This is a genomic window from Isoptericola croceus, from assembly GCF_029382255.1.
In the GTDB taxonomy this organism is placed as follows: Bacteria; Actinomycetota; Actinomycetes; order Actinomycetales; family Cellulomonadaceae; genus Isoptericola; species Isoptericola croceus.
In genome coordinates this window covers 596786-620791 of sequence record NZ_JARLLG010000001.1, presented here as the reverse complement: position 1 = coordinate 620791, position 24006 = coordinate 596786, and the positions used below count along the sequence as shown (strand labels likewise).

General features: G+C 72.5%; 20 protein-coding genes. 14 read left to right on the top strand and 6 right to left on the bottom strand.

The window, feature by feature from the left end; translation table 11 throughout:
• Positions 1-49 precede the first annotated feature (49 nt).
• The 4 genes from PZC42_RS02845 to PZC42_RS22465 all read left to right on the top strand — a co-directional run bounded on the left by PZC42_RS02845 (position 50) and on the right by PZC42_RS22465 (position 4455).
• Complete coding sequence (locus PZC42_RS02845) at positions 50-1798, top strand: alpha/beta fold hydrolase (RefSeq protein ID WP_308199817.1); 1749 nt, start codon at positions 50-52, stop codon at positions 1796-1798.
• A 177-nt stretch (positions 1799-1975) separates the two neighbouring features.
• The gene (locus tag PZC42_RS02840) at positions 1976-2494 is read left to right on the top strand and encodes a hypothetical protein (protein ID WP_277208172.1); all 519 of its coding nucleotides are present in this window, start codon (positions 1976-1978) and stop codon (positions 2492-2494) included.
• Between the two features lie 45 nt (positions 2495-2539).
• Entirely contained in the window at positions 2540-3205 is a 666-nt protein-coding gene (locus tag PZC42_RS02835) for a response regulator transcription factor (RefSeq protein ID WP_277209265.1), read from the top strand.
• The gene (locus tag PZC42_RS22465; protein ID WP_277208170.1) at positions 3202-4455 is read left to right on the top strand and encodes a sensor histidine kinase; all 1254 of its coding nucleotides are present in this window, start codon (positions 3202-3204) and stop codon (positions 4453-4455) included. Before PZC42_RS02835 ends, PZC42_RS22465 begins: the two co-directional genes overlap by 4 nt.
• A 15-nt stretch (positions 4456-4470) precedes the next feature.
• Here PZC42_RS22465 and PZC42_RS02825 read toward each other — a convergent pair whose 3' ends face one another.
• A complete protein-coding gene (locus PZC42_RS02825; protein ID WP_277209264.1) occupies positions 4471-5931 on the bottom strand; it encodes a helix-turn-helix transcriptional regulator in 1461 nt (486 codons plus the stop codon).
• 158 nt (positions 5932-6089) lie between these two features.
• Here PZC42_RS02825 and PZC42_RS02820 point away from each other — a divergent pair, with 158 nt between their 5' ends.
• The 7 genes from PZC42_RS02820 (at position 6090) to PZC42_RS02790 (ending at position 15662) form a co-directional block, all read left to right on the top strand.
• Entirely contained in the window at positions 6090-6806 is a 717-nt protein-coding gene (locus PZC42_RS02820) for an AzlC family ABC transporter permease (protein WP_277208168.1), read from the top strand.
• Positions 6803-7123 (top strand): AzlD domain-containing protein, encoded by a 321-nt coding sequence (locus PZC42_RS02815; protein ID WP_277208166.1) that lies wholly within the window; start codon positions 6803-6805, stop codon positions 7121-7123. The genes PZC42_RS02820 and PZC42_RS02815 overlap by 4 nt, the downstream gene beginning before the upstream one ends.
• A 116-nt stretch (positions 7124-7239) precedes the next feature.
• Positions 7240-7809: an OsmC family protein gene (locus PZC42_RS02810; RefSeq protein WP_277208164.1), complete on the top strand. Its 570-nt coding sequence runs from the start codon at positions 7240-7242 to the stop codon at positions 7807-7809.
• 76 nt (positions 7810-7885) lie between these two features.
• A complete protein-coding gene (locus PZC42_RS02805; RefSeq protein WP_277208161.1) occupies positions 7886-9136 on the top strand; it encodes an NAD(P)-binding domain-containing protein in 1251 nt (416 codons plus the stop codon).
• Entirely contained in the window at positions 9133-10317 is a 1185-nt protein-coding gene (locus PZC42_RS02800) for an NAD(P)/FAD-dependent oxidoreductase (protein ID WP_277208159.1), read from the top strand. Before PZC42_RS02805 ends, PZC42_RS02800 begins: the two co-directional genes overlap by 4 nt.
• Positions 10318-10389: 72 nt before the next feature.
• On the top strand, positions 10390-13542 hold the full coding sequence (locus PZC42_RS02795) for an ATP-binding protein (RefSeq protein ID WP_277208157.1): 3153 nt from the start codon (positions 10390-10392) through the stop codon (positions 13540-13542).
• Between the two features lie 206 nt (positions 13543-13748).
• Positions 13749-15662 (top strand): phosphoenolpyruvate carboxykinase (GTP), encoded by a 1914-nt coding sequence (locus PZC42_RS02790; RefSeq protein WP_277208155.1) that lies wholly within the window; start codon positions 13749-13751, stop codon positions 15660-15662.
• A gap of 15 nt (positions 15663-15677) precedes the next feature.
• Here PZC42_RS02790 and trpS read toward each other — a convergent pair whose 3' ends face one another.
• From trpS to PZC42_RS02770, 4 genes are all read right to left on the bottom strand, one after another.
• Positions 15678-16808, bottom strand: a complete 1131-nt coding sequence (trpS, locus tag PZC42_RS02785) for a tryptophan--tRNA ligase (RefSeq protein WP_277208153.1) — start codon at positions 16806-16808, stop codon at positions 15678-15680.
• 176 nt (positions 16809-16984) lie between these two features.
• Complete coding sequence (locus PZC42_RS02780) at positions 16985-18190, bottom strand: hypothetical protein (protein WP_277208150.1); 1206 nt, start codon at positions 18188-18190, stop codon at positions 16985-16987.
• 51 nt (positions 18191-18241) lie between these two features.
• Positions 18242-19294 (bottom strand): proline racemase family protein, encoded by a 1053-nt coding sequence (locus PZC42_RS02775; protein WP_277208148.1) that lies wholly within the window; start codon positions 19292-19294, stop codon positions 18242-18244.
• On the bottom strand, positions 19281-20390 hold the full coding sequence (locus tag PZC42_RS02770) for an alcohol dehydrogenase family protein (RefSeq protein WP_277208146.1): 1110 nt from the start codon (positions 20388-20390) through the stop codon (positions 19281-19283). Before PZC42_RS02770 ends, PZC42_RS02775 begins: the two co-directional genes overlap by 14 nt.
• Positions 20391-20738: 348 nt before the next feature.
• On the opposite strand from PZC42_RS02770, the gene PZC42_RS02765 reads away from it, so the two are divergent.
• Both PZC42_RS02765 and PZC42_RS02760 read left to right on the top strand, forming a co-directional pair.
• A complete protein-coding gene (locus PZC42_RS02765; RefSeq protein ID WP_277209263.1) occupies positions 20739-21203 on the top strand; it encodes a tRNA (cytidine(34)-2'-O)-methyltransferase in 465 nt (154 codons plus the stop codon).
• Positions 21204-21249: 46 nt separating this feature from the next.
• Positions 21250-22185: a helix-turn-helix domain-containing protein gene (locus PZC42_RS02760; protein WP_277208144.1), complete on the top strand. Its 936-nt coding sequence runs from the start codon at positions 21250-21252 to the stop codon at positions 22183-22185.
• Here PZC42_RS02760 and PZC42_RS02755 read toward each other — a convergent pair.
• On the bottom strand, positions 22072-23241 hold the full coding sequence (locus tag PZC42_RS02755; RefSeq protein WP_277208142.1) for an MFS transporter: 1170 nt from the start codon (positions 23239-23241) through the stop codon (positions 22072-22074). The two genes, PZC42_RS02760 and PZC42_RS02755, sit on opposite strands and share 114 nt — an antisense overlap.
• Positions 23242-23322: 81 nt before the next feature.
• On the opposite strand from PZC42_RS02755, the gene PZC42_RS02750 reads away from it, so the two are divergent.
• A complete protein-coding gene (locus tag PZC42_RS02750; RefSeq protein ID WP_277208139.1) occupies positions 23323-23994 on the top strand; it encodes an AIM24 family protein in 672 nt (223 codons plus the stop codon).
• Positions 23995-24006: the final 12 nt, after the last annotated feature.

Genomic DNA, 24006 nt, shown 5'->3' with positions numbered 1-24006 from the left:
CAGGATCTCCAGGACCTCCGGCGGAAGCTCACCCGCATAGGCTGCCGCCGTGAGCATCACCTCGACCTCCGAGTACACGATCCCGGGCGCGCACGTCACCGACCGGACCCTCACCGTGCCCCTCGACTGGGCCGCACCCGACGACGCCCGCACACTGTCGCTGTTCGTGCGGGAGGTCGTCGCCCCGCAGCGCCGCGGGGAGGACCTGCCGCTGCTGGTGTTCCTGCAGGGCGGCCCGGGTGGCAAGGGGCCACGGCCGACCGGACCCGACGGCTGGCTCGGCGAGGCCCTCAGGCGGTTCCGGGTGGTGCTGCTGGATCAGCGCGGCACGGGGCGGTCGACGGCGGTACGGGCCGGCGCGCTGTCCGCGCTCGGCGACGGCGCGGCCCAGACCGAGTACCTGACCCACTTCCGCGCCGACTCGATCGTGCTCGACGCCGAGCACGTCCGCAGGACCGTCTACGACGACCGTCGCTGGTCCACGCTCGGGCAGTCGTACGGCGGGTTCCTCACCCTCACCTACCTGTCGCTCGCCCCCGAGGCCGTCACGGCGTCGTACGTCACCGGCGGGCTCGCCAGCCTCACCGCCGACGCGGGCGAGGTCTACGGGCGCACGCAGCCGCGCGTCACCGCCAAGAACGCCCTCTACCGGGCGCGGTACCCGCAGGACGTCGAGCGCATCGGCCGGATCGCCGACCGCCTCGCCGTCGGCGACGTCCGCCTGCCCGGCGGCGACCTGCTGAGCGTCGAGCGCTTCCAGTCGCTCGGCATGGCGTTCGGCATGGGGCCGGGGTTCGAGCGGGTGCACTGGATCGTCGACGAGGCCTTCGACGACGACGGCGACGAGCTCACCGACACGTTCCTCGCTGAGGTCGAGGCCGCCACCGGTTTCGCCACGAACCCGCTGTACGCCGTGCTGCACGAGTCGATCTACGCCCAGTCCGGGACCGGGCCGACGGCGTGGGCGGCGCAGCGGGTGCGCGACGGTGACGGCTCGTTCAGCACGGGGTCGCGGCCGCTGCTGCTCACGGGCGAGATGATCTACCCCTGGATGTTCGAGCAGGTCGCCGCGCTGCGTCCGTTCCGGGCGGCCGCGGAGGGCCTCGCCGCCCGCGACGGGTGGCGCGACCTGTACGACCTCGACGCGCTCACGGCGAACGAGGTGCCCCTCGAGGCAGCGGTGTACCACGACGACATGTTCGTCGACGCCGGCTACTCGCTCGAGACGGCGGCCCAGGTGGGCAACGCGCGGGCGTGGGTGACCAACGAGTTCGAGCACGACGGTCTGCGGGCCGGCGACGTCTTCGCCCGTCTCCTGGAGCGCCTCGACGCCCGCGGTGGCCCGCTCCGCGAGCCGCAGGCGCAGGTCCGGTCCTTCGGGTGGTTCGCCCATGCCCCGATGTCCGGCGAGACGTTCGTCCCCGACGACGAGCTGTCGGCCGGCGCCGAGAGCGAGGCTTCGGCCAACAGCGCCGACAGCGCCGACAGCCCGGCCGAGCCGCCGGCGCCGCGCTCGCCGTACGAGGTCAAGCTGATGAACGAGTACTCCTGCGACTGGCCCCTCTGGTCAGGCCTCCCGGCACGCATCGAGGACGGGCTCGACGACGCGCTGCGGACCCGGCTCCGCGCCTGGGCGGCGACGTTCCAGGAGCACCTCGACCCGTTCGACGGATGGGACGACGCTGCCGTGGCGACGGAGCACCGCACCGAAGGTGAGCGGCTGCGGGCAGCGCTCCAGGCGGCACTGCCCTGGCCGTGGACGGTGCAGCTCGACGCGTGGGAGCACCGGGGCGAGTGAGCGGGCCAGCCTGCGCTACCTCGCGCCGTCGTGCGCTGACTCGCCGGGTGGTGCGCTACCTCGCGCCGTCGTGCGCCGCAGACTGTGATGGTGATGTGACGTGGGTGGATCAGCGGTGTGGTGTTCGCGCTCGAGGCTCGGGGTCGTCCGAAGGTCGGGCACGAGAGGAGAACTGAGATGACGACGACGATGACGCGAGCCAAGGGCGCGGTGCTGCCCGTGGTCGGCGGCCTGCTGCTGGCACTGGCCGGCACGGCAGCCTGGCAGCTGAGCGCGCTGCCCGCCGCCGACGCGGCACCGCGGGTGGCGCTGGTCGCCGACGAGGGCGAGAGCACCGAGGAGAGCACGGCCTACCTGCTCACCTGCGCCGACGAACCGACGAGCGAACCCGTGACCTACCAGCTGCTCTGCGGGCTCGGGCTGGACGCGTTCGACCACCTGGAGTGGACGGACTGGGGTGCCGACGAGGCCTCCGCCGTCGGGCGGTACGAGGAGAAGATCTGTGACCCGAGCTGCGCCGCCGCGTCGATCATCAGCTACCCCGTCTACGTCACCGCCGGGGACCTCGAGGCGCAGGACGGCGCGTCGTCCTACCGATCGCTGACCGTGGAGTTCCCCGGGATGAGGCCTGGCTGGGCGGAGGAGGCCACCCAGACCTTCGACCTCGACGAGCTGCGGGAGACCGACGTCTCCTGAGGTCGAGCCCACCGAGACTCACGAGTGCATCGCGGAAACGTGGAGATGAACCCTTTCGAGCTGCTTCTGGTCGAGGACGACGCTGACGTCCGCGACACCACTCGACTGATCCTGGAACGGCACGGGTTCGCGGTGCGGACCGCGGCGGACGGGACCGAGGGGTACGCGCTGGCGAGCGCGTGCCCCCCGGCTCTCGCCGTGGTCGACGTGTCCATGCCGGGCATGGACGGACTGACCCTGACCCGGCGGTTGCGCGAGGAGCTCTCGACCCCGGTCGTGCTGCTGACCGCACGCGACCTCAACGTCGACGTGGTGGCCGGCCTGGAAGCGGGGGCCGACGACTACGTCGTCAAGCCGTTCGACGGCGCCGTGCTGGTGGCACGCATCCGGGCTGTGCTGCGCCGTGCCCACCCGGGCAGCGCGGAGCCGGTCCGGCTCGGCGACCTGCTGATCGACCGGGACGCCATGACGATCCATCGCGGCGAGGAAGAGGTGCAGGTGAGCGCCACCGAGTTCCGGCTGCTGATGCTGCTGCTCGACCACAGGCCGGCGGTCCTGTCACGGACCCAGATCCTGCGGCACGTGTGGGGGGACTCCAGCTGGGGCACGGGCCGAGTCGTGGACGTCAACATCCAGCGCTTGCGGGCCAAGCTCGGGACACCTGCGATCGTGACGGTCCGTGGTGCCGGCTACAAGGTCGTGGACCGGTGAGCCTCGCGACCTGGTCGAGCCGGCCGGCCCCTGCGCCGGACTCGGGCCCGGTCCGCTGGTGGCACTCGCTGCGCTTCCGCCTGGCGGCCGCCATCGCGGTGCTCTCTGCCGTGCTGGTGCTCGGATTCGGTGCACTGGTGGTGCGGCAGGCGCTGGTCGACGACCGGGAGCGGCTACGAGAGTCGGCCGTGGTGCAGGTCCAGCAGGCAGCGGCCGTGTACCGGGACACGGGCACCGTGCCGTCGCACGCCTCGCTGAACGACCAGTGGCCGCCCGAGGTCCTCGTCGGCGCGCTCCCGGGTGAGGGTGTGGCCAGCTACGACGACGGAGAGCATCTGTGGGCGGCCCGCCGGCTGCCGACCGGTGAGCTGGTGTCGACCCGGCTGGCGAAGACCTCGCTGGCGAAGCAGCAGGAAGACCTGCGCGCCACCGTCCTGCGCACAGCGGGCCTGGTGACGCCGCTGGCGTGGCTGCTCGGGTGGTTCGCCGCCGATGCCCTGACCTCGCGCCTGCGGGCGACGGCCAGACAGGCACGCACCGCGGGCCGGGACGGCGGCTCCCCGATCTACTCCGGCGGCGAGGACGAGGTCGCCGAGCTGGCCCGCGCGATCGACGACATGGCAGAGGCGCTGGCGGAGCGGCACGCCAGCGAGCGGGCGTTCTCCGCCGACGTCGCCCACGAGCTCCGGACACCGCTGACCGCGCTGGTCACCGCGGCCGAGCTCCTGCCGGACGGTCCCGACACCGATCGCGTCCGGGGCCAGGTGGCGCGGCTGCGCACCCTGATGGGGGACCTGCTCGAGCTCGCCCGGCTCGACGGCGTGCCACCCGGTGACACCGTCGGCACGACGGACCTGGGCGACGCGGTCGCAGCGGCACTCACCGAGCTGCCCCGAACGTTGCCGGTGGAGCTCCGCGCCGACGCCTCCGCCGTCGTCCGTGCACAGCCCGCCGCGGTCCGGCGGATCGTGGCCAACCTCGTGGCCAACGCCCACCGTCACGGGAGGGCCCCGGTGACGGTACAGGTGCACGGCCCGGCGCTCCTCGTCAGCGACGCGGGCCCCGGGTTCTCGGCGGAGTTCCTCGAACGCGGGCCCCAGCGCTTCCACCGCGTCGGGAACCGGCCCGGATCGGGGCTGGGCCTCGCGATCGTCGTCCGGCACGCCAGCCTCGTCGGAGCGACCGTCCGGCTGCGCAACACGACGTCAGGAGCCTGCGCCGAGGTCGTCTTCGTGGAGGCGTCGACCTGAGCCGGGACCGCCGCGCTACGCCGGGTCGTCGGCGGGCGCGTGGCGGTCGAGGAACGCGTACACCTCGGTGTCGTCGACCCCGGGAAACACACCCCTCGGCAGGGCGGCGAGCACCTGCTGGTGCATGCGGGCGCTCGGCCACGAGTGCGCCTGCCAGCGCTCGGTGAGGTCCGACGGCGGACGCTGGCAGCAGGAAGGGTCCGGGCACGTCGAGGTGCGGCGGACCTGGGTGTCGCGGCCGCGGAACCACTTGGCGTGCGCGAAAGGCACTCCCACGGTGATGGAGAACTGCCGCCCGTCCGCCGCGGTCCCGGTCTGCACCGAATCCCAGAACGTCCCCGCCGGCGTGTCGGTGTACTGGTACGACTCCGAGGCCCGGTCGCGGCGCGCGAAGGCCTCACGCCCGGCCCACCGGCGGCACACCAGCTGTCCCTCGATCGCACCGGTCACGTCCTGGGGCAGCGGTAGCCCGTCGTTGGCGTACCCGCGGAAGAGCGCGCCGTCGTCGCCGACCCGCAGGAAGTGCAGCGGGATGCCCAGGTGCACCGTCGCGAGATTGGTCAGCCGCATGGCGGCGGCCTCGTGCGTGACGCCGAACGCGTCCCGGAAGTCCTCGACGGCGAGGTCCTTCTCGCGCTTGCGCTGGGACAGGAACTCCACGGCGGTCTGCTCCGGAATGAGGCAGGCCGCGGCGAAGTAGGTGATCTCGACCCGCTGCCGCAAGAACTCGGCGTAGGAGCGGGGGCGCTCGTGCCCGAGCACCCGGTGCGCGATGGCCTGGAGCGCAAGGGACCGCAGGCCGTGACCGCCGGGGATCGACGCCGGCGGAAGGTAGATCCGGCCATTCTTCCAGTCGGTGACCGAGCGGGCGGAGCGTGGCAGGTCGTCGACGTGCAGGATCGTCAGGCCCAGGTCCTCCGCGATGCGCGCCACGGTGCGGTGGGTGAGGGCGCCCCCGGTGTAGCCCGCGCGGCGGGTCATGTCCTCGCCGAGCGCCTCGATGTGCGGCATGTGGTTGCCGCGCGCCTGCCGCTCGAGTCGCAGCTCGGTGTTGGCGCGCCGCGCCTCCTCGGGCGTCGCGATCGCCTCCTCCTCGCGGCGAGCGATCTCCGCGTGCAGTCCCACGAGCTGCTCCAGCACGGGCGTGGGCAGCTTCTGGCTGGGCTTGACCGCGGGCAGCCCGAGCGCGCCGAACAACGGCCCGCGCTGAGCCCGCTCGAGTGCGATCTCGAGCTCCGCGCGACGCGAGGGCGGCTCGTCCGCGAGCAGGTCGGCGAGCGGGATGTCGAGCGCCTCGGCGATCGCGCGCAGGAGCGACAAACGTGGTTCCCGCCGCCCGTTCTCGACCAAGGACAGCAGGCTCGGTGCCGAGCTCACTCGCTCCCCGAGCCCGTCGAGCGTCAGCCCACGGGACGTCCGCGCGTGCCGTATCCGGCGGCCGAGCGTGATGAGGTCGGGCGCATCCGACGTCGGCATGACAGACATGGTTTCACCGTAGTACGTGAGGATCGCGGGATCTTCACGGCCCGGGCTCCGGCGCCGACGCCGATCTCGGGGAAGCCGGCAGGAAGGTTCTGGGAAGGCGATGCGAGGACGGTGAGTGCCGTCAGCTCAGCCCGACCCAGGAGAATCAGATGTTGTCCATCACCGACGTCGTCGCGACGCCACGCGGATACGCCGCCGAGCTCGGCGGTGGCGCCCGGGCGATGCTGCCCTGGCTGGCCGGCGTCGTCCCGTTCGGCCTCGTCATCGGCGTCGCCGCGGCCCAGGCGAACATCTCCACGTTCGCCGGCTGGCTGACCGGTCCGCTGATCTACGGCGGGAGCGCGCAGATCGCCGCGATCGAGATGCTCAGCGCCGGCGCGTCTCCCGCAGTCGTGGTGCTGACGGCCCTCGTGATCAACCTCCGGCTGGTCCTCTACTCCGGCGCGATGGCCGCGTACTGGCGCGGGACTCCGCGGTGGTGGCGCGCCCTTGCCGCCTATCTGCTCATCGATCCCTCGTTCGTGGTCGGCAACGACCGGTACGAACGCGGCGGCGACCGGGCCGGCGGACACGTCCACTACCTGGGCGGCGCCGTCGTGCTCTGGGTCGCGTGGCTGCTGGCCATCACCGCCGGCGCCACGTTCGGTGCGCAGCTCCCGGCGGCGCTGCACCTCGAGTTCCTGATCCCGCTGTACCTGATCGGCGAGGTCGGCCGCAGGCTCTCGGACGTCGCGACACGCCGTGCGGCACTGACGTCGGCCGTCGTCGCCGTCCTCGCCTTCGCGGTGCCGCTCCACCTGGGCGTCCTGCTGGCGATCGTCGCCGGCCTGGCCGCCGGCCTACGGGCCAAGGCGGTGCGGCGATGACCCCCTTCGTCGTGATCGTCCTGGCCGGACTGGGTAGCTACCTGTTCCGCATCAGCATGGTTCTGCTCGCCGAACGGATGCGGCTGCCCGAACGCCTGGAACGGGCGTCGTCGTTCGTCGCCCCGGCCGCGTTCGCGGCTCTCGCCGCCACCAGCATCGCCGCGGCGAGCATGGGCGCCGACGTCGCGGCCGCCGTCCCGCCGCTCGGCGCCTCGGCGGTCGCGGTCGCGGCCGTCCGCCTGTTCCGGCGTGCCTGGGCTGCGCCGCTCGTCGGCATGCCCGTGCTGTGGCTCCTCACCGCCGTGGTGGGTTCGTGATGTCTTGCCCCCGCCGCACCCGACGGCCCGGGAAGGTTCCGGGAAGCCCACCGGCCTAGCTTTCGACATGTCCCCGACACCACACCGAGAGACACACACCGAAGAGAGGTTCCACCATGACCAGCACCACCGAGCGTCCGCCCCTCAACGGGGTCGACACGCCCACGCTGTTCGCCACGCTCGACGCAGTGCGCGAGCAGACGGAGATCGCCAAGTTCCAGTTCCGGGCGACCAACCGCTGGGTGAGCGGCACGCACAACCGCAGCACGATCCACAGCTTCTACGGCGCCGGCCAAGAGCTCGAGCACAGTTCGCCGACCGTCTTCGACGCCGACCACCCGCCGGTGCTCACCGGCAACGACAACGGCCCCGCGCCGGTCGAGTACCTCCTGGGAGCGCTGGCCGCGTGCCTCACGTCCGGCCTGGCCAACATCGCGGCTGCGCGCGGGATCGAGCTGACGGAGGTCGAGTCGTCCGTCACCGGCGACATCAACCTGCTGGGGATCTTCGGCATGTCCGACGAGGTCCGCAACGGCTACGAGCAGATCCAGGTCGACTTCAGGATCAAGGGCAACGCACCGGAGGAGAAGCTCCGCGAGCTCGTCGAGCAGTCCCGCAACCGCTCGGCCGTGTACGACGTGATCACCGGCTCGGTGCCGGTGAAGCTCAACATCACCGCCGGTTGAGCCACCGACGGTGCGGCTGGCGGGAATTGCTCCCGCCGGCCGCGCCGCAGCCGTCAAGGACTGGACAGAGGACGAGATGAGAAGGATCGACACGCTGGTGATCGGCGCCGGACAGGCCGGCCTCGCCACCAGCCGATGCCTCACCGAGGCAGGCCGGGAGCACGTCGTGCTGGACCGCGCCCGCCCGGCGGAGAGCTGGCGCAGTGCTCGTTGGGACTCCTTGCGCCTCCTCACGCCGAACTGGATGAGCCGCCTGCCAGGATGGAGCTACCAGGGCAGCGACCCCGACGGCTACATGTCTGGCCCCGAGCTGGTCAACTACCTCGAGGCCTACGCGACGTCGTTCGACGCTCCCGTGCAGCCCTGGACGGCGGTGCTCGACGTGCGATCCGCCGACGTCGGCTATCAGGTGACCACCTCGACCGGCAGCTGGAGGGCGCGCCACGTCGTCGTGGCCGCCGGACCACGACCGCGCGTCCCCGCCCTGGCGGCAGACCTGGCGCCGGGACTGTGGCAGCTGCACACGAACCGCTACCGCAACCCGCGTCACCTGCCCCCGGGCGGGGTGCTCGTGGTGGGGGCCTCCGCCTCCGGCGTGCAGATCGCGAACGAGCTGCGCGGTGCAGGCCGCGACGTCGTGCTCGCCGTCGGTCAGCACACCCGGCTGCCGCGCCGCTACCGGGGCATGGACATCCTGTGGTGGCTCGAACGCATCGGCGCGCTCGACCGGACCGTCGACGACGTCGCCGACGTCCGCCGGGCCCGTCGCGAGCCGTCCCTCCAGCTGGCCGACGAGCGCGCACTCGACCTCGACCACCTCGCCCGCCGCGGCGTCGTGCTCACCGGCCGCCTCACGGCAGCCGACGGCTACCAGGTGCATCTTGCCGACGACCTGCCGTCGACGGTGGCCGCCGCGGAGGCACGCCTCCGCCGGACCATGGACGCCATCGACGAGCACGTCGGTGCGGCCGGGCTCGCAGGTGAGGTCCTCGCGCCGGACGACATCCGTCCGGTGCGCGTGCCGCGCGGACCGACGCAGCTGGACCTGCGTGCCGCGGGGATCTCGACGGTCGTGTGGGCCACCGGGTTCGACTACCGCTACCCGTGGCTGCGGGTGCCCGTGCACGACGCCGACGGCGAGATCGCGCAGTACCGCGGCGTCACGCGGGCACCGGGCCTGTACACGATCGGGCTGCGGTTCATGCATCGCCGCAACGCGCAGTTCGTCGACGGGGTCCGGCACGACGCACGGGCGATCGTCCAGCACCTGACCGGCACCGCCGACCTCGCGGCCCCCGGCCCTCGCCACGAAGGAGTGAGCAGATGACCGAGACCCATGACGTGATCGTCGTCGGCGCCCGCTGCGCCGGTTCCGCGACCGCGATGCTCCTGGCACGCCAGGGTCTGGACGTCCTGGTGCTGGACCGCGCCGGCTATGGCAGCGACACGGTGTCCACGCACGCGCTGATGCGCGGCGGGGTGCTTCAGCTGCAGCGATGGGGCGTGCTGGACCGGATCGTCGCCGCGGGTACCCCACCGGTGCGCCGGGCCCTGTTCCACTACCCGGGTGAGGCGACGGCTCGCATCACGATCAGGCCGGCCGCCGGCGTCGACGCGCTGTACGCGCCGCGCCGCACCGTGCTCGACCCGGCGCTCGCCGACGCGGCTGCCGAGGCGGGCGCCGACCTGCGGTTCGGCACGGGAGTCACCGGAGTGCTCCGGGACGACTCCGGACGCGTCACCGGTGTCGTCGCGCAGGACCGCGACGGCCGGCGCCTGGAGGCGATCGCACCGCTGACCATCGGCGCGGACGGCATGCGCTCCACGGTCGCGAGCGCGGTGGGCGCACCGGTGCTCCGGCGGGCGCGGGGGGCCGGCGGGGCGTTCCTCTACGGGCACTGGGACGAGCTGCCGGTCGACGGCTACGAATGGGTCTACGCCCCGTACGCCAGCGCGGGCATGATCCCCACCAACGACGGCCGGACGACGGTGTTCGTCGGCACCACCCCCGACCGCATGAAGGAGGCGCGAGCGACCGCCCCCGCCGACCGCGTGGTCGACGACCTGCTGCGGTCTGCCTCCCCGTCCGTCGCAGACCGGGTCGCCGACGCCCGCCGCCCGGTTCGGCTGCGTGGGTTCGCCGGCGAGCCGGGCTTCCTCCGACAGGTGTGGGGGCCCGGATGGGCGCTGGTCGGTGACGCGGGTGGGTTCGAGGATCCCCTGAGCACGCACGGCATGACGGACGCCCTGCGCGACGCCGAGCTGCTAGCCCGTGCGGTGCGGCAGATCCACGCCGGCTCTCTCCCGGAGCTGGCGGCGCTGGCCGCCTACCAGCAGTCGCGGGACCGGATGGCCGGTCGGCTGTTCGGCGTGGTCGACGCCATCGGGTCCTACGCGTGGACGATGGACGGGCTGCGTCCGCTGCTGCGGGAGGCGGCCTCCGCGATGAGCGAGCAGGTGGAGGAGCTCGAGCGCCTCGACCCGCTCCCCGTGGTCACCGGCCGCTGACCCCCTGTACATCGGCACCACTCGCACAGATGATGGTTCAGGGGGCGTCGCGCGGTCCTACGGAGGCGGCTCTTGGAGACACCGGCCGGTGCCGGCAAGGTGGAGATCAACGTTCTCGGCAGGTTCGAGGTCGTCGTCGGCGGCGTGCCCGTACCCGCGTCAGCGTGGCCTCGTCCGCAGGCGGCGAGCCTGGTCAAGGTGCTCGCACTCGCACCCGGTCACCGCCTTCATCGCGAACAGCTCATCGACCGGCTCTGGCCCGACCTCACCGTCGCCGAGGCGGCGCCGCGGCTGCACAAGCTCGCACACTATGCCCGGCGGGCGCTCGGGGACGACCGCTCGGCCGTGGCCCTGCGTGGCGAGACCGTCACCCTCCTGCCCGATGGTGACGTCGTCGTCGACGCTGACACGTTCGCCGCTGCGGCCGCAGAGGCTCTCGCCGAAGGGTCTCCGGCCGCGGCGTCCGTCGCGGCCGACCTCTATACCGGCCCGCTACTGCCCGACGACCCCTACCAGCCGTGGACCGACAACCTCCGCGAGCACCTGCGGGCGCGGTATCACGAGCTGCTCCGGACGGCGGGTCGCTGGGACGACCTGCTGGCGGACGACCCTGCCGACGAGGTCGCCCATCTGGCACTGATGACCCAGCACGTGGAGGCGGGCGACCACCGGTCTGCGCTGCGCCAGTTCGAGCGCATGAACCAGGCGCTGCGCCAGGAGCTCGGCGTCGGGCCGGGTCGCGAGGCGCGCGCGCTGCGCGACCGGATCCTCGCCGACGCGCCGGAACAGCCGACGTCGGGTCTCGGGGAGCTCGTCGGACGTCGCGCCGCGCAGGAACAGCTCCGGCGGCTGATGGCCGACGTCAGGCACGGCCGCGGGCGGACGGTCTTCGTGACCGGACCTCCCGGGGTGGGCAAGTCCGCGCTGCTGGAGTGGTTGCGCGCCGACGCCGAGAGGTCCGGATGGCGGACCGGTCACGGTGTCGCGGCGATGGTCGAGGGCGCATGGCCCTACGCACCCGTCCTGGACGCGCTTGCCGACCTCTTCCGACGGCACCCGACCCTGCTCGACGGCCTGGACGACACGTACCGGGCCGAGATCGAGCGGGCGCTGGCCGGCGAGCAGCTCGTCTGGAGCGGGGAGAGCACGCATCAGCGGCTGTTCGTGGCGGCCGCCGAGCTCCTGCGGCTCGCGGCCGCCGGCACGGGCCTCGTGCTCACCGTCGACGAGGTGCACGAGGCGGACGAGGCGAGCCTCCGGCTGCTGCACTTCCTCGCCCGCCGGCTCGGCGGCGAGCGGCTGCTGCTCGTCGTGGGGCACCGCCAGGGCAGCCGTCGGGTCGACCAGCTCAGGACGAGCCTGCTGCGCCGCGGCCTGGCGTACGACCTGCCGTTGGAGCCGATCGACCGAGATGGCACCGAGGCGCTCGTGCGAGCGCTGCGGCCGGACGCGACGCCGGAGGTGCTCGACCAGATCTGGGAGGTGTCCGCCGGGCTGCCGTTCGCGATCGTCGAGATGGCCGGTTCGGCATCTGTCGGCACGTCCGCCTCGGACGCCGGCGCGCGAGGGCTCTCCCGGCTCGGCACCACGACGCGCGAGGCACTGCAGCGGGTCGCGGTGATCGGGACGACCTTCGACACCGACCAGTTCGTGGTGCTCACCGGGCTGCCCGAGCCGGAGGCCTTCGCGGCGCTCAACGCCGCGGAGACGGCGCTCGTCGTGCTGCACACCGGCGAGGGCTACAGGTTCCGGCACAGACTGGTCCGCGACGCACTTCTCGACGACGTCCCGCCCGTCCGACGCAGCGCGTTCCACCGCCAGGCCGCGGAGCGGCTCAGCACGTTGGGTGCGCCCCCGGCCCGGATCGCGCACCATCTCATCGCCGGGGGCCGGCTGGCCGATGCGGTCCCGCACGTCCTGCAGGCGGTCCAGAGCCAGGCGGCGGTCGGCGCCTACCGGGACGCTCTGGCCCTGATCGACGCCGTCCGCGAGCATGCGCGTCCCGACGACCACGCCCGCCTTCTCGCGTTGCGCGCCAACCTGCTGGCGGCGCTCGGGGACCGGTCCACGGTCGGCGCGTACCGTGCCGCCCTCGCCGTCGCGCCGGAGCCCGAGGTGCCGCTCCTGCGAGCGCGCATGGCCCAGGCAGCGGTGATGGAGGGCGATCTCGACACGGCGGGGACCATCCTCGACGGCCTGGAGCCGACCGGCGGACCGGCCGACGTCGCGATCCTCCTCGCCAAGGGCAACGTGGCATACCTCAACGGCGACGTCGACGCGGCGTGGAAGGCGTCGGACCAGGTCGGCGGCTTGGTACGACCTGAGGAGGACACCTGGCAGCGACTGGACCTCCTGACCCTCCAGGCGCTGATCGCGCACCAGCGGGGCGAGATCTTCACCCGACTGCGGGTCGAGCTGCGCCGTGCGCACGACGATCCCGCGCTCGCGCGGACGCTGTACGACCCGTACCTGTGCGTCGCCGAGTACCTCCTGTACGGCACGACGCCGTACTCGGAGGTCCGGACGATGCTGACGTCGCTGCTCTCCACCGCCCGGCGGTCGGGAGTTCCCCGGGCGGAGGCGTTCGCCACGGCCGTCCTCGGCGAGGCGGCGTTGCTGGCCGGTGACCTGGACGAGGCGGAGCGGCAGCTGGGCGAGGCAGTCGAGCTCTACCGGGACCTGAGCGCGCCCGCAGGCGAGGCCAGCACGCTCCAGCGCCTGGCCGAGCTCCGGCTCGAGCAGGGCGATCGCATCGAGGCCGAGCGGCTGCTGCGCCAGGCGTTGCCGCGTGCGCGGTGGTCGATGCTCTCCCTGCACCTGATCCAGCGCATCCTGGGCACGCTCATCCGCGCCGCCCGGGACCCTGCCGCCGCCCGGGCCGTGGTCGACGAGGCCGCCGACGTCATCGGGCGGGAGGACAGGTGCCTGTTCTGCGACATCATGCTCGCCGTCCCCGCGGCGATCGCGTGCGCCGACGTCGGTGATCTCGACGACGCGAGAGAGTACGTCGCGAGGGCCGAGCAGTCGTCCGTGCTCTGGGAAGGGACCGCATGGCAGGCCGCCGTGCAGGAGGCGCGTGCACATCTCGCCCAGGCCACGAACGACCTGCACGGTGGTGCGCGCATGCTGGCGGAGGCGGCAGTCCTGTTCGACCAGGCCGGCCAGCCACTCGACGCCCAACGCTGCCGAGCCAAGCACCGCGCGACGTCGCCGCAGCCGTCCTGACAGCCCGGCCGACGTCGCGTCGGCCGTAGCCCTCGACAATCTCCACCTCGCGAGCCGGGGGTGGCCCTCGACCTGAGGACGGATTCACGCAGCAGAAAGATCGCGCAATCTTCACGGCCATCTAGGTGATAAGGGTCGCCAGATCAGCGCAGACTGGAGGCAGGAACCCGCTGTCACGGCGGGAAACCACCACGGACGGAGCCACCATGACCTTCACCGCCAACCCGCGCCGCACCCGACTCGCCGTCGCCGAGCTCGCCCCGGACACCCTGGACCGCACCGACCCCGCCGGGTTCCCGGGGACGTACGCCCCGCCGTCGGCCGTGCCGCACCGCGACGCCCGCGCCTGGGTGGCCGAGATCGCCGAGCTCACCCAGCCGGACGAGATCGTGTGGTGCGACGGGTCGCCCGAGGAGAAGCAGCGTCTGATCGACGGCATGGTCGAGGCCGGCACGCTGACCAGGCTGAACGAGGAGAAGCGCCCGAACTCCTACCTGGCCAGGTCGAACCCGTCCGACGTCGCGCGCGTCGAGTCCCGCACGTTCATCTGCTCCGAGCGGGAGACGGACGCCGGCCCCACGAACTACTGGCGCGACCCGGCCGAGATGCGCGCCGAGCTGGACGAGGTCTTCGAGGGCTCGATGCGGGGGCGCACGATGTACGTGGTGCCGTTCTCCATGGGTCCCGTCGGCGGCCCGATCTCCCAGGTCGGCATCGAGGTCACCGACTCGCCCTACGTCGTGGTCTCCATGCACGTCATGACGCGGGTGGCGAGCGAGGTGCTCGACCTCATCGACGGCGGGCAGCAGTGGGTGCCCGCCGTGCACTCGGTCGGCGCACCGCTGAGCGAGGGTGTCCAGGACGTCGCCTGGCCGTGCAGCGACACCAAGTACATCGTCCACTACCCCGAGAGCCGGGAGATCTGGTCCTACGGCTCCGGGTACGGCGGCAACGCACTGCTCGGCAAGAAGTGCTTCGCGCTGCGCATCGCCTCGGCGATGGCCCGGGACGAGGGCTGGCTGGCCGAGCACATGCTGCTCATCCGCGTCACCTCCCCCGAGCAGCGCCAGTACCACCTGGCCGCCGCGTTCCCCAGCGCCTGCGGCAAGACGAACCTCGCGATGCTGCAGCCGACCGTCCCCGGCTGGAAGGTCGAGACCATCGGCGACGACATCGTGTGGATGCGACCCGGCCCCGACGGCTCCCTGCGCGCCATCAACCCGGAGGCCGGGTTCTTCGGCGTCGCGCCGGGCACCGGCGTCGAGACCAACCCGACCGCCATCGAGACTCTGACGCACGACGTCATCTTCACCAACGTCGCGCTGACCGACGACGGCGACGTGTGGTGGGAGGGCCTCACCCCGGAGCCGCCGGAGCACCTGATCGACTGGCAGGGCAACGACTGGACGCCGTCCTCCGACAGCCCCGCCGCACACCCGAACTCCCGGTTCACGGTGGCCGCCGCGCAGTGCCCGTCCATCGCGGACGTCTGGGAGGACCCGGCCGGCGTGTCGGTCGACGCGATCGTCTTCGGCGGACGCCGCGCGAGCAACGTGCCGCTGGTCGCCCAGGCGACGAGCTGGGAGCACGGCGTGTTCATGGGTGCCACCATCAGCTCCGAGCAGACCGCCGCCGCCGAGGGCGCCGTCGGCGAGCTGCGCCGCGACCCCTTCGCCATGCTGCCGTTCTGCGGGTACAACATGGCCGACCACTGGTCGCACTGGCTCGAGGTGGGTGCCGGCATCGACAGCGCCAAGCGGCCCAAGGTGTTCTGCGTCAACTGGTTCCGCAAGGACGCGGCGGGCAAGTTCATCTGGCCGGGATTCGGCGAGAACTCGCGCGTCGTGAAGTGGATCGCCGAACAGGTCGACCGGGCCCGGGGCGTGCGCACCGACGAGGGCGCCGTCCCCTCCCCCGTCGGACTGCTGCCCGCCCCCGGCGCCCTGGACGTGAACGGGCTCGACGTGTCCGACGACGAGCTGGCGGCGCTGTTCGACGTGCCCACCGGTGCCTGGCTCGCCGAGGCCGAGCTGACGGGCGAGTTCTTCGACACGTTCGGCGACCGCACGCCGGCGGCGCTGCGCGCCCAGCTGGACCGGCTCACCGACCAGCTCGACTGAGGTGGCCGCGCGGGGTCAGGAGTACACCGTGCCCATCAGCTCGCGGACGTCGGCGAGCGTGCCCTCGGCCAGCACGGTGGCACGCTCCGCCCCGCGGGCGAGGACCTCGCCGACGACGGCGCGACCGTCGGCGGCGAGGTCACGCCGTCGGGCACGGATCGGGCGGAGCCCTTCGACCACCACCTCGGTCACGATCTCCTTGAGCCGACCGGCACCCGCCGCGCCCACCTGCTCGGCCAGCTCCTCCGGTGCGAGCCCCGCGAAGTGGGCACCCGTGCGCAGCAGGCTCGCCACCTCGGGCCGGGCGTCCGGCTCGAAGGTGATGTGCCGCTGCGAGTCCGTCCGCGCGCGTCGGAAGTAGGCCGCCGTCGCGTCCTCGTCCGCCCGCAGCTCGAGCACGTTGCCCCGCGACTTCGACATCTTCGCGCCGTCGTTGCCGAGCACCGTCGGGGTGTCGGCGAGCAGGGCCTCCGGCTCGGCGAAGTACGGCTGCGCGGCGGTGAACCTCTGGTTGAACCGCCGGGCGACGGTGCGGGACGTCTCCAGATGCGGCAGCTGGTCGGTGCCGACCGGCACGAGGTTGCCGTGCACCGCGAGGATGTCCGCCGCCTGGTGCACGGGGTAGGTGAGCAGCAGGCCCGACATGCCGCGGCCCTGCCGCGCGGCCGCGTCCACCGACTCGGCCTTCACGGTCGGGTTCCGCTCCAGCTCGGCCACCGTCACCAACGACAGGAACGGCAGCATGAGCTGGTGCAGGGCTGCCACGGCCGAGTGCGCGAACACCGTCGTGCGTCGCGGGTCGATGCCGGCTGCGAGGTAGTCGAGCACCACCTCGCCCACGACGGCGGGCAGGTCGCCCGTGTCGTCGCGGTCGGTGATGACCTGGTAGTCCGCCACGACGAGGACGACGTCCACGCCGGCGTCCTGCAGCCGCACCCGGTTGGCCAGCGTGCCGAGGTAGTGCCCCAGGTGCAGAGCACCGGTGGGGCGGTCACCCGTGAGCACGCGGAACATGCTGGGATCCTGGGCGATGCGCTGCTCGATCTCGGCGCTGCGGGTGCGGGCGGCGCGGACAGAGGCGGTCTCGCCGTCGGGCGCGGGGACGGCGGGTGCGGTCGCGGTGCTGGTGGTCGTGCTGGTGGTCATGGTCGGCTCCTTCGGTGGGTGCCGCCCACCGGTGCCCGACGTCGGCACGAACGCGACGAGTCCCGGGCTGCGGCAGGCAGCTCGGGACTCGGGTTCGGCGCGGGGCGCGTCAGGTCACGGCTGCAGCTGCAGCCGCCACCACTCGTTGCGCCTCGTCATGCGACCAGGCTAGCGGATCAGGCCCGAGGGTCGATCTCTTGGTCGACGTAGGCGTCGAGGTCGGCGCGCAAGTCCGGTCCCGACGCACGACGGAACGACTCTCCGACGACCCGTGACGAGGCGAACGCGGGGTATCCGGCCAGGCGTGGTGAGTCCCATGCGGCGTCGGCGCGCTCGGCGGCCTCGGTGAACATCTCGGCCAGCCGCGGGAACGTGTGCCCCAGGTGGGCCGCACCCCAGCGCCACCGGTTCACCAGCAGTTCACGGTACGGCGGCGCCTGGTCGGTGAATCCGACGTGCGGATCACCCGCCTGCGCGCCGCGGTCCATCCAGCCGGTCGCAGCCAGGATCCATCCTGCACAGGCCGCGTCGACGTCGTCGTCCCAGGTGGGTGAGTCTGCGAGTGCTGGGGCCGCCTCGTCGAGCCCGGCACGGAACGCGACGATCAGATCGTCGGTGAGGCCGGGTGGCGGGTCGTAGACGCACCAGCAGGTCGCGAAGGGCAGCAGTGTGTACGCGGCGTCGAGCGCCACGTGCTGAACGGAGGTGCCCTCGAGGTCGAGGAACCGCCAGCCGCCCCTCGTCAGGATCGCGTTGTCGGGGCAGGTGTCGGTCGGCGAGAGCACGTCGGCGGCGCTGGGCCGGAGGACCGCCTCGAGGCGGGCCAGCTCGTCGGCGAGGCCGGCGTCACCGTCGACGACATCGTCCGGGTCACGCCCGGTGAGCAGGCACAGGCCATGGGTCACGACGTGGCGAGCCGGCCAGCGGACGTCCACCCCCACGGCTGCGAACTTCTCCCGCGCATCCCCGAGCCGACCGGCTGACCGTCCCAGCATCACACCGAGCGCCCGCGCCCATGCGCGCGTGCCCTCCCAGGCCGTGTCGCGATCGCCGGCCAGCAGCAGGTCGGCGAGCGTCGGCCCGTCACCCAGGTCTTCCATGACGATGACCCTCGCGTCGTCGTCGCGAGTCAGCGCCCGCGGGACGCCGTCGAGAACCCCCAGCCCCACGACCTCCCGCACGAATCTCTCACGGGCCTCCGTGCCGTCGTCGTGCACCTGCTTCACGACGACGGTGTCACCGCCGGGCCGAGTGCATCGCACGACGGTGGACCGCCGCGAGCCGCCGAGCGGACCGACCAGGCTCAACGGGACGCCGAGCATCGCGGAGGCGCAGTCGGTGAGGGCGTGCAGGGCGGTGTCGCCGAAGTCCGTGCGGGTCATGACACCGCATGCTGTCACTTCCCTGGACGGGGGCAGGGTTTGCGCTCGCGGTCAGGCAGGTTCCTGCACCGACAGCACGTGCTCCAGGTCCGAGGCGTCCACCAGGGGGTCGTCCAGGTCCACGGTGATCTGCGAGTGCGCCATGAGCCGCGCCGAACCGGTGATGGTCGAGTGCAGTGCCCGGTAGGCACCCACCTGGGCCTCCCCCAGGACGGTGCCGACGAACCGGCTGCCACGCGGGGAGATCGTCTCGAGCGAGTCGCCCTCACGGATCTCCCCGCGCCGCGCCATCAGCGCGAGCCGGGCCGAGGTGCCGGTCCCGGTCGGGCTGCGGCAGATCACGCCGGGGTGGACGTAGGTCGCCGACGGCGACTCGAGGTGGCCCGGACCGGTCCCGCGGACCGGCCCCATGAAGTGCGCGAACGGCAGCGGGCCGACGTCGCCCAGCTCCGGGTGCTCCTGCAGCAGGCCCGGCCGGGCGGCGCGCACGAACGCGTCGCCGAAAGCCGCCAGGGCGATCTGCTCCTCGGCGTTGATCGTGAAGCCGTAGGCGGCGGCATCGATCAGGGCGTAGTAGGCGCCGCTCCAGACGAGGTCGAAGTGCACCTCGCCGTAGTGCGGCACCTCGACCACGAGCCCTTCCTCGGCCACGTACGCAGGCTCGCCTTGCGTGGTGATCGAGGCGACCCGGCCGGCAGCGATGCGTGCGGTGATCCGTGCGAGCCCGGCGGGCGACTCCAGCACCACGCTCTGCAGCCCGTCGTCCGCACGCATCGGGATCATCCCGCTGGTCAGCAGGGCCGTGGCGGTGCAGATCGTGTTGGACCCGGAGTACAGCGGGTAGCCCATCGCCTCCATGATGATGTAGCCCGCCTGCGCCTCGAGGTGGCTCGGCTCCACGATGAGGTCCACGGACATCGCCGGGTCGCCGTACGGCTCCGAGAGCAGCAGACGGCGCAGACCGTCGCCCTCGGTCTGCAGGTACCGGGCCTTGGCCAGCACGGACGCACCGGGCAGCGGTTCGACGCCAGCGGTGACGATCCGGCTGACGTCCCCGCCGGACTGGGTGTCGATGAGGTGCAGGGTGCGCTCACGGTGCGGCATGCGGTGCTCCCACGGCGTCCCAGTGCCGGTCGGGGACGACGACCAGCTTGCCGACGTACGTCTTGGCCATGAACGTGCGCTGCGCCTCGTGGAACTCGGACAGCCGGAAGGTCCGGTCGAGCAGCGGCTTGATCTCACCATCGGAGATGTAGCGCACCAGTCGACGGAACGCCGTCCGGGTGCCCTGGGAGGAGCCGTGGAGCTCGAGCTGCTTGAGGTACATGGTGCGCAGGTCGAGGTCGACGACGGGCCCGCCGATCGCCCCGGCGGTGGAGTAGCGGCCCTCGGGGCGCAGAACGCGCAGAAGGTCGTTGAACATCGGCCCGGCGACCAGGTCGGCCACGACGTCGACGGGCCCGTCGACGACGCGGGCCACCTCGGCGACCAGGTCGTCGGCGTCGCGCAGGACGACGTCCTCGGCGCCGATCTCGCGCAGCGCGTCCTCCTTGCCGGAGCTGGTCACGGCGTACGGGATCGCGCCACGGACCCGGGCGAGCTGGACGATCGCCGAACCCACGCCCCCGGAGGCTCCGGTGACCAGGATGTTCTCGCCGTCGACCAGCCGTGCCCGGTCGAGCATCTGCTCGGCCGTGAGGTAGGCGCAGCAGAACGTGGCCAGCTCGGCGTCGGAGATGTCGGCCGTGATCTCGTAGGCGTTCTCGGCGGGCACCGCCACGTACTCGGCGTACCCGCCGTCGCGGCCGTGGCCGATGTAGTCGATGTCGGCCAGGGAGTCGTCGCCCTCGGGCCGGTTGTAGATGGAGAAGTCGACCATCACGCGCTCACCGACACGTCCGACGGTGACACCGTCGCCGACGGCGGCGATCAGCCCGACGGTGTCCGTGCCCTGGATGCGGGGGAACTCGAGCGTGGACCGGCCGCGACGCCACGTGGACACCTCCGCGGCGTCGGTCTCGGAGCCGTAGGCCCCCTCGCGGACCCAGACGTCGGTGTTGTTCATCCCGCAGGCGTGGACGTCGATCAGGACCTCCCCCGCCGCCGGGGCGGGCGTCGGGACCTCGCGGTAGACCAGCTGTTCCAGCCCGCCGTGCCCGACCAGCTGGACCGCCTTCATCTGAGCAGGTATCGGTTCCATCCTTCGACACTAGGGGCGTCCACTCGCGTGTGCTCTGCGAGCGCGACGAGCCCTTGTCGCGATCGGAGGGTGTACGGCTCACGGGACCTGCGACTGCCCAGCGCGCGCACATCGCGGCAGGCGTGAGAATCACGCCCAGCTTGATCCGCGTTCGTCGTCGTGTCGTGGTTCCCGCCCGACGGACACCCTCGATTCTCGTCGCCCTTCCGGTCCCCCAGACCCGACGCAGGAGCACCCCGGTCGGCCACGGGTGGGAGAATCGTCGGCGTGCCCCAGCCAGAGCAGCCCGACGCCGGGACGCCCACGGACTCGTCCGCCGACGCGCAGCCGCCCGCCCCGTTCGCCCACATCGTGTACTTCGAACCGCGCATCCCGGGCAACACCGGGTCCGCGATCCGGCTCGCCGCTGTGACCGGTGCCCGGCTGCACCTCGTGGAACCCCTCGGTTTCGACCTGTCCGAGACGAAGCTCAAGCGCGCTGGCCTCGACTACCACGACCTCGCGGTCATGGACGTGCACCCCTCGCTCGACGCTGCCCTGGACGCCGCGACGTCCCGCACCCCCGACGCCCGGGTGTTCGCGTTCACCACGCAGGCGACGACGTCGTACACCTCGATCGCCTACGCCCCGGGTGACGTGCTGCTCTTCGGCCCCGAACCCACCGGTCTGCCCGGCGACGTCCTGGCGCATCCCCGGGTCACCGATCAGCTGAGGATCCCCATGCTGACCGGGCGGCGCTCGCTCAACCTCACCAACGCCGCCTCGATCGCCGTGTACGAGGCCTGGCGGCAGACCGGATTCGCCGGCGCCTGAGCCCGGCCGCCGGAATAGTCCCGCACCCGACCGCGCTGACCCGGACATGGTCGCCCTGGAGCCCGCACCACTCGCAGCGCACACCGCCTCGGCCGGCGCCCTCGCCGAGCACGAGCCGGCCGCCCGCTGGGAGCTGACCGGTTCGAGCGTCGAGTCCGTCAGGGCCGGGACGACCGTGACCCTGCCCGGCCTGTCGGCGTGGCTGCTCCTGCTCGACGGGGAGCTCGCCGTCGAGTCGTGGCAGGCCGCCGACGTGCTCACGGCGGGCGACGCGGTCTACCTGGGCAGGGCCCACGCCTACCGGGTGGTGACGACGACGCCCGCTCGCCTGGTGCTCGCGTCCGTGCGGCAGGCGAGCGGCGAACCGTCCCTGCCGGAACGGTTCATCGCCCGCGACTTCGCCGACTCGAACCGGGGGGTGACCGCTCTGGTCGAGCTGTGCCCCGTGTCGACCGCACACCACCTCAGGCACTTCGCCGCGAGCTACGGCGAGCTGATCGCCGCGGCGATGCGCAAGCAGCACCTCGAGTCCGTCGGCGACCCCGGCCCGGACGCCCTCCCGCCCGAGGTCGGCCGGGTCGTGGCCGCCGTCTCGCGCGACCCCGCCCACCCCTGGACGCTCGACGAGCTCGCCAGGATCGCGCACCTGAGCCGGTCCAGCCTCGGCGAACGGTTCCGGGAGGCTCTGGCGACCAGCCCGCTGCAGTACGTCCGCGAGGCCCGCATGCAGCGTGCCCGACAGCTCCTGGCCGACGCCGACCACTCGATCACCCACGTCGCGTTCGCCGTCGGCTACGGTTCCGTCGCCGCGTTCAGCCGCGCCTTCACCAGCGCGCACGGGGCCACGCCGCGGTGCTGGCGCGCCGGTTCATGCCGGCCTTCCGCGCAGGCTCGCGAACCCGGCCGCGCCGACCACCGCGAGGGCCGCGCCGGTCAGGAGCACCGGCGTCAGGCCTGCCCCGTCGAGCAGCCGGCCGCCTAGCGCCGAGCCGAGCATGATCGCCGCCTGGAAGGCGGTCACCTGCAGGGCCAGCGCCGACTCCGTGCGCCGCGGCTCCGCCGTCGTGACCCAGAGCTGGGTCGCCACCGGAACCATGTTCATGCCGAATCCCCAGGCGAGCACCGCCGGGACCACGATCCACAGCGAGTCGGCACCGGCCAACGCCGCCAGCGCCAGGGCGAACAGCGCCGGGCCGAGCGTCGTCGCGAGCCGCAGCCGGCGGGACAGCGACCCCGCAGCAAGGTTGCCGCCCAACCCACCCAGACCCCACAGGAGCAGCAGCAGGGCCACCACCGACGCATCCACCCGCTCGATCGCGAGCCGGATGTAGGGATACGCCGCGAAGTTGCCCAGCACGGCCACGAAGAGGAACGTGATGCCGAGCATGAGCCGGCGGTGCGTGAGGGCCCGGCGCAGCATCGCCAGCCCGGCGCCAGGCTGTGCCGGCACGCTCGGCATCGCGAACCAGACGCCGACGGCGCTCGCAGCCGTGAGCGCCGCAGCGAGGCCGAACACCCACCGCCAGCCGAACAGGTCCCCCAGCAGCGAGCCCAGCGGCACCCCGGCGATCGTGGCGATGCTGACCCCCAGGGCGAGCGTGGTCGAGACGGTGGCATCTCGCCCTGGCACCGCGCGGATCCCCGCCGCGAACGCGAACGCCCAGTACCCGGCGACAGAGACGCCGAGCACCAGCCGGCCGGCCAGCAGCACGGCGAACACCGGAGCGACGGCCACGATCAGGTTGGCCACCGCCCCGATCGCCAGCAACGCGACGAGCACGGTGCGGCGGTCGGCCCGCGGCAGCACGACAGCGATCGTGGGGGCGGTCAGCAGGCCGGCGACGGCGGTCGCCGCGACGGCCAGGCCCGCCGTCCCCTCGGTGACACCGAGGTCGGCTGCCAGCCCGGGCAGCACGCCGGCGGGCAGGAACTCGCTGGAGACCAGCATCGCGATGCCGGAGGTCAGGGCGAGGACGGGCGTCCAGGTCGCTCGCACGGTCGGTGTGGTGCTGGTCGGTGTACGCGTCGAGGTGCTCACCCGATCATGCTGCGTCGGCGTCGCCCGGAGAAGTTGATCGTCCGCCGGGAGGAGTTGACCGGGATGCCGCAGGATTGACCCATGCGCTCCCACTTGTTCCAGCACACCGAGCCCGAGGGCGAGCCCGGTAGCTTCCAGCTCGCCAACAAGCACATGCTCAAGGTCGACCTGACGGGCTCGGGCGGGTTCTTCTACGCCAAGCAGGGCTCGATGGTCGCTTACCAGGGCGACGTCGACTTCGTCTACGAGGGCAGCGGGTCCATGACCAAGCTGTTCAAGAAGGCCTTCACGGGTGAGGGCATGTCCCTGATGAAGGTCTCCGGCCGCGGTGACGTGTTCCTCGCCCAGGATGCCGACGAGGTCTTCGTCCTCTACCTGGAGGACGAGAGCGTCACCGTGTCCGGGGACAACATCCTGGCCTTCTCCAGCACGCTGCGCTGGGACATCAACCGGGTCGAGGGCGCCTCGATGCTCAGCGGGGGCCTGTTCAACACGACGTTCACCGGTGCCGGGGCGCTCGCGGTGACGGCCTACGGCACACCGGTCGTGCTGAACGTCGACGAGCCCACCTTCGTGGACATGCAGTCCGCCGTGCTGTGGTCGACGTCGCTGCGCAGCTCGGTGCGTAGGACGGCCACGTTCGGCTCCGTCATCGGCCGCGGCTCCGGCGAGGCCTTCCAGCTCGGGCTGAGCGGCCAGGGGTTCGTCGTGGTGCAGGCCTCCGAGGGCCACCCGCCGCTGAAGAGCGACTGACCCTCGGAGCCC